We start from the raw sequence: 3,001 nt of genomic DNA, 5'->3' as shown, positions 1-3,001 counted from the left end.
TCTGCGCATCCCATCCGATTGGGGGCTTGAGATCGGTGTCTTGTCCGAGGCGTGGCGCAATCTGGCACCCAAGGCGGTTTGCCAGGTCGAGATCGCAGATGCCTATGATCACAAGCATCAGGCATTGAGCTCTGAAGACGCGGCGACCGGGCTGAACCGCATGTCAACGGACATCTGCAAGGCGATCTTCCGCAAGCTGGCAGCCGACGGCACAATCTTTACGCCAAACGTGTTTCGCACGTTGAAAGCCACATACTACCGCAGCGCGCTTGATCTTCTGGATGCGTATTACAGCGATGCCCAGATGAACGGCCTGTCTTTGGACCGGCATTCCGAAGAAGCCTCGATCGAACTGTTTGCCGAGAACATCATGCGTGCCGGGCAGACCTTTCTCGACAATCCGCACGAGACCCCGTTCATTGCCACATGGAACCGGGTGCATGCCGCTGATCCAGAGTTTCTGCGCGACATGCAGGCCGCGGCGGCGGCGGACGTGTTGGATTATCAGTGACCCGCGTTGCTGATCCAGCGGCACTGATAGGGTGCAAGAACGATGTCCTCATCAGGGATCACATCGCCTGACAGAAGATCGCGCCAGTCTTCGTCTGCAATGATGTTCAACGTGCTAACCGGAAGCGTCACCGTGTCCTTGCTGACATTGTGCAGCGCAAAAATGGATTGGTGCCGGTCAAGGCTCTGCCGCCAGAGGCCAAAAACGCGCGGATCACTGGTGTTGACCGTAAACTGCGTCGCGTTCGGGTGAAACGCTGATTGCCTTTGACGTATCTTCAAGCGCCGTTTCAATCCGTTCAGCACCTGCGCGTGGACCGAACGTTCATCAGCCAAATATGTGCGCAGCGTCTCGTAATCCCAACGATGCCGATTGATCGCACGGTTCATACCGCGGCGTTCCACCGCTTCGGTGTCATTTGGAGTGGCCAGCATCGAATGGATATAGAAGGCCGGTATCCCTTCCAGCGACATCACGATGGTCTGCGAACACAGAAACCGTTCAATGTGGTGATCATCCGGGCCGTCAAAGGTCTGACCCAACGCCGCGAAATAGGTCGTGTTCAACTCGTACGGCGCTTCGCCACCATCAGGAAGTGCGCGCATCGACACCAGACCGCCTGCGGCTTTGACTGCCTTGATCATCTCCGCCTGATCCTCGGCTGACAAAAGCCCCTCCGCCGGGCGCATTCCGATACCGTCATGGCTGGCAGTGAAATTGAGGTAAGCGCAACCCAACGGCGCGGGCGGCATCGACCGTTGCCACTTGTCGAGGTTCTTGGCGCTTCCCGATAGCAGTGCATGCAGAATGAGCGGTGGCAGCGGGAAGTTGTAGATCACATGGGCTTCGTCCCGTTTGCCGAAATAGCTCAGGTTTTCGGCCTTGGGCACATTGGTTTCGGTCAAAAGGACGATCGGTTCGATGGCGTAGTCGCACAGCAATCGGATCAGCTTCACGATGGCGTGGGTCTGCGGCAGGTGGATCGACGGCGACCCCGCCTCTTTCCATAAGAATGCCACCGCATCGAGGCGGATGATCTGAACTCCGTTGTCGATATGGGTCCGAATGATCCTAAGGAATTCGAGCAAAACCTCTGGGTTGCGGAAATCAAGGTCGATCTGGTCATGGCTGAACGTGCACCAGACATGGCGCAGTCCGCTTTTGGTTTCGACCTCCTGCAAGAGCGGTGTGGTCCGCGGTCGCACAACCATGCTCAGATCATCTGACGGGTCCGCCTCGAAAAAGAACCGGTCATAGGGCGGCTGCCCCTGCCTGTAGGCGTTGAACCACGTACCTTGGCTCGACACGTGGTTGAGCACGAGATCGGACATCAGTTTGAATTCAGAGGCGATGCGATTGATGTCGGGCCAATCTCCCAGTTGCGGATTGACCGCCATGTAATCCGTGACTGCGAAACCATCGTCCGAGGTGAACGGAAAGAAGGGCAGTATGTGCACCCCATCCACCACACCCTTGAGGTATCGGCGCAGGAAATCGTTCAACAGGTCCAGTGGTTTGTGCACACCGTCGATCACCGAATTGCCATAGGTGATGAGCAGCGCATCCCGTTGCGACCATAGCGCGTTACCGGGTTTTCGACCGCGCTTTCGGCGGTGGGTCCCGTCTGGCCAGAACGCGTCGATCACCTTGGTGGCAAGGATATCGGCGTCGAAATCGGGGTAGATCTCGGTCACTTTGGTGGCAAGCGCACGGCTCAGCGCGGGAGTTTTCTCTCTGTTCAAAGCGTCTTGTGCCATGAGTCAAAGAACCATGGCTTTCGCCGCTTTTCAAATTTTTACGGGTTCGCGCCCAAAGGAGACACCGGAATGCTGAATTCTTAATCGCATACGGATTTTCCGACGAGAACGCAGCGGTCGATCAAGGCCTCAGCCAGCCATCGGTTTTTCGTGGATTTGCGCCCTAGCGTTGTTCCAAAGCGTTTTCCCATTCCGTCAAGAATGCCCGCCGGTTCAGCGGGTCGAGATAGACCATCAAAGCAGGACCCAGCCGGATGGGTCCGAACCCCACCAGATTATCCGCACCGGTTTGCCCCAGCGGTGGCAATGGCCATGTGCCGGGCGCTTCGCGCTGCCCCAGACGCGCCAGCATATCGATAAACGCGCCAGCGCCAGCGGTTTCCTGAGCCGTGGTCGGGATGATCGCGGTCCGCAGGATGACATTGGTGAAGTCCTGCATCCCAAGAATTTGCACCTGTCCACCTGAATCCCGTGCGAGGCGTTCGGCGGCATAGCTCCCAAGCACATTGTAGGCGAGCGCAAGCCGACCCTCGGCCACATCGTCGATCATCTGGCCGGAACAGCAATACAGCTGCGGGTTTAGTCGGCCCAGTACCTCGGACAAGCGCCAATAGGCATCGGTTGACCGGGCCTCCTGCGTCGCAAAAAGATAGCCAAGCCCACTGTCGCGCACATCATAGGTGCCGACCGCGCCATCGAACCGCTCGGGGTATTCGCGCAGCAAGGTCACAAG

General features: G+C 57.7%; 1 protein-coding gene and 2 pseudogenes. 1 reads left to right on the top strand and 2 read right to left on the bottom strand.

All coding sequences use genetic code 11. The annotated features are described in order from the left end of the window. Positions 1-511, top strand: a pseudogene (locus tag JJ869_RS23005) (glycosyl transferase); the annotation flags it as partial. Here the strand turns inward: JJ869_RS23005 and JJ869_RS23000 are convergent. Further along, positions 505-2,268 carry a sugar phosphorylase gene (locus JJ869_RS23000; RefSeq protein WP_292271224.1) on the bottom strand — a complete coding sequence of 588 codons (1,764 nt, stop codon included), beginning with the start codon at positions 2,266-2,268 and terminating at the stop codon, positions 505-507. The pseudogene JJ869_RS23005 and the gene JJ869_RS23000 sit on opposite strands and share 7 nt — an antisense overlap. 163 nt (positions 2,269-2,431) lie before the next feature. Beyond that, a pseudogene (locus JJ869_RS22995) lies at positions 2,432-3,001 on the bottom strand (ABC transporter substrate-binding protein); the annotation flags it as partial.

Source organism: Marivita sp. (genome assembly GCF_017643905.1).
GTDB lineage: Bacteria > Pseudomonadota > Alphaproteobacteria > Rhodobacterales > Rhodobacteraceae > Marivita.
The sequence above is the reverse complement of the archived record's forward strand: the minus strand, read 5'-3'. Positions and strand labels throughout refer to the sequence as shown.

What these genes read in the sequence shown, in the direction of transcription:
- JJ869_RS23000 (WP_292271224.1), bottom strand. Translation starts at nt 2,268, where the DNA reads ATGGCACAAGACGCTTTGAACAGAGAGAAAACTCCCGCGCTGAGCCGT.